The organism is uncultured Campylobacter sp. (assembly GCF_938041645.1).
Taxonomy (GTDB): domain Bacteria; phylum Campylobacterota; class Campylobacteria; order Campylobacterales; family Campylobacteraceae; genus Campylobacter_B.
This window is the reverse complement of the sequence record NZ_CALIST010000034.1, coordinates 1-3,136: the sequence shown is the minus strand read 5'-3', so window position 1 is coordinate 3,136 and position 3,136 is coordinate 1. Positions and strand designations below refer to the sequence as shown.

Below are 3,136 nucleotides of genomic sequence, written 5' to 3'. Positions count from 1 at the left end.
CCGTATCTTTAAAATTTAGCCGTAAAATTTGAAGCGTAAAGGCGCGCAAGTAAGCAAGCTCAAAGCTTTAAGCGGCTAAGATTGCGCCTTAATTTTTAACAAAATATGTCGCGCTACGCAGAGTGCGCGTTATCATGTCTTTTGAAAGCTAAGGAAGATGAAATGAGAGAAAAACTTTATATAGCGCTAGCAAATATAGGCGGGCTTATGGCGCGGACGAAAGCGGGCGAGCTCGTGGCGTGCTTGCTTATGCAAATCGACCGCGGCTTTTTTACCGCACTGCGCGAACGCCCCGTATGGAGAGCGTTTTGGCTTAGCACGGTGCTATGTTTGCTTGCGTGCTGGGTTGAAATACATTATCAGATCAATGGGTATCATTTTTCGCATGTATTTAAAGGCTTTTCTGCGGTGCTCATCACAAATTTACTCATCTTTCACCTCTGCTATTTGCTTAGCGGGCGATTTTTTAAGCTCGTTTCGTACGTGCTACTGGCGCTAATTGCGCTGATTACGAGCGCGGCTTTGTTTTTGATCGTAAATTTCGACTCAAGCTTCAACGTCGTGGCGATTGACGCGATCGTCCATACCGACGCAGCCGAGACGCGCGAGTTTGTTTCGCAGTTTCTTAACCCTGCAACGATTTTATATTTAGCAGTGCTGCTTGGTTGCATTTTTGCGGCGTTAAGAGCGGGGCAGAGAAAGAGGGAGCAAACGCATAGCCGCCTAAGATTGCTGCTAGCGGCGCTTTATCTTATCTATGGATCGATCTTTTGCGCAGATATTGCCGTCAAAGCTTCCCAGGGCAAGCAGAGCTATATAACCAAGCTATCGCAATATGTCCCGCTGGAGTTTGCCTTTACGATAAAAGATTATCTGAGCGATAAAAATTTCATCACTGATATGCGCGAAGTGCAGCTCGGATATGACGAGGCCAAGCGCGCGAACGAAAGCGTTTTAAAAAGCAGCGCAAATTCAGATCCGCAAAGCGCCACCCCCGGCCTTGCATCTCAAAATTCTACTTCCGCCCCAGGCGCTCAGGTGCAAAGCTGGGGCGAAACTTTAAATTCTGCGCCGCAAAACCCCAGCGTGATTTCAAATTCCAAAACCACTGACGCTGCTACAAGCCCCGCCCCACAAAAGTCTCGCGTCAAAAATATCATCCTAATAATCGGCGAGAGCTTGCAGCGCGGGCATATGTCGCTCTACGGCTACGGTGTTAAAAATACGCCGCTTTTGGAGGGTCTCGAAGCAAGCGGCAATCTGATAAAATTTAGCGATACAATCTCGCCTTACGGCACTACTAATCAGGTGCTGATGCGACTTTTAAATTTCAGCGATTACGAAAGCGAGCGCAAAAAGGCGTGGTTTCGCAACCTTAGCATCATCGATATGTTTAAGCTAAGTGGCTACCGCACCTTTTGGATCAGCAATCAAGAAGCCTTCGGTGCACATGCGTTAAGTGCCAAAAGCGCTGCCGATCGCGCGGACGCGGAATCCTTCCTCTCAAAGAGCAATCTTTACGAAACCGTCCGCATCAAGCCTGACGGAGTGCTGCTTCCGCTCATAAATCAGGCAAAAACGGAGCAGAGCGAGCGAAACTTCTACGTGATCCATCTCATCGGCAGCCACATGGATTACAGCCTGCGCTATCCCGAGGGATTTGGCAAGTTTAGCGCGGCAGACGTAAAGGCAAAACTTACTTCCAAGCAGAAAGATGTCGTCGCATATTATGATAACAGCGTGCTTTACAACGATTTTGTCATAAATGAAATTTTTAAAATTTTTTCGGGTGATGACAGCCTCATCGTCTATCTTAGCGATCACGGAGAGAATTTATACGAAAATGGACGCCTTGGGCACGGCATGGAGAGCCGCTTTACTTACGAAATTCCGCTGATTTTCATAGCTTCGCGCGAGTTTTTGAGCGATCACGCTAAGCTATGGCAGAGGCTAGCTGCGGCGAAAGATAAACCTTTTATGAGCGATGATTTGGCACATCTGCTAGCAGATATCATCGATGTCGCGCCACTTGAGTTTGACGAGCGCAAAAGCCCGATACGAGCGGATTTCAATGCTTCGCGCAAGCGAATTGCTAACGGAGTCGATTATGACGAGAAATTAAAGAATACAAAGGGTTACGAGTTCGAGTAACAGATGAGTTTTGCTTTTATGCCGTTACATGCTGCATGAACTAGGAATTGGCGCATCACACTTTTGATCGGTTCATCAAAATCAGATTAAAATTTACGCCACCCCATATGGCTACGCCGATAAAAAGACGTGCAACGCTTGTTAAATTTTAGATCAAATTTATGCACCGCGGCTAGCTCTCCTTCTTTACCTCATCCATATATGAGTAAATCGTGACTTTCTGCGTCCTAAGCGCCTTTGCGACGAGCTCCACCGCACCCTTTACCTCAAAAATTCCTTTTTGCGCGAGAAATTTTACGATGCGCTTTCGATCCTCTTTCTTCATCCGCTCTACATCCAGATCGTGCGTAGCCGATGCGATAAGGTCCTGGACGATATCAAGGATATTTTGCTGCGAATTGTTAGAGCTTTGCGTTTCTAAACTTACGCCGTCATTGAAGTTCGCTTCATATAATGCCGCGTTATCGCAGCCTCCGTCGATAAAATTTACGCCTTGCGACTGCTTGCTATCGAGTTTTGCGTTTGGCAGAAGATTTTTTATTGCTTTGTATGCCGCCATGGCGCTTGAGGTATCGATATTTACGCATAGCGCGCCTACTACTTTGCCGTCTGCGCCGCGGATCAGCGAAGTCGAGGAGCGTATGAGCTTGCCGTTTTGTGCGGTGAAGTAGTAGTTTGCGGTGCAGTCGTTTTCAAAATTTTTGCTTAGCAACACGTCCTTTACCAGATGATCGAAGCTTTGACCGATCCTCCTACCCGTTACGTCGCCGAGGACGAAAACGACGGAGTTTTGCGGCGTGCTCATATCGTGGATGACCACCTCGCAATTGCCGATCGTATTTTTAATAAGGTGCGCGGTCGGTATAAAGGTCTGCAAAAGCTGATTCAATTTGAGTTCCTTAAATTCCATATAAAAAAATCTATAAATTTAGATCAAATTTTAAAATTTTTGCAAATTTATAGAAATATTTATATATCTTTAATA

2 protein-coding genes are annotated in these 3,136 nt (G+C 46.2%); one reads left to right on the top strand and one right to left on the bottom strand.

Going from position 1 to position 3,136, the window contains the following annotated elements; translation table 11 throughout:
• Window positions 1-162 precede the first annotated feature (162 nt).
• Complete coding sequence (locus tag Q0600_RS05570; RefSeq protein WP_298757880.1) at window positions 163-2,151, top strand: sulfatase-like hydrolase/transferase; 1,989 nt, start codon at window positions 163-165, stop codon at window positions 2,149-2,151.
• Between the two features lie 172 nt (window positions 2,152-2,323).
• Here Q0600_RS05570 and Q0600_RS05565 read toward each other — a convergent pair whose 3' ends face one another.
• Window positions 2,324-3,040, bottom strand: a complete 717-nt coding sequence (locus tag Q0600_RS05565) for a transcriptional regulator (RefSeq protein ID WP_298757878.1) — start codon at window positions 3,038-3,040, stop codon at window positions 2,324-2,326.
• Window positions 3,041-3,136: the final 96 nt, after the last annotated feature.

Coding starts and splice junctions, on each gene's coding strand:
- Q0600_RS05570 (WP_298757880.1), top strand. CDS start 163: ATGAGAGAAAAACTTTATATAGCGCTAGCAAATATAGGCGGGCTTATG.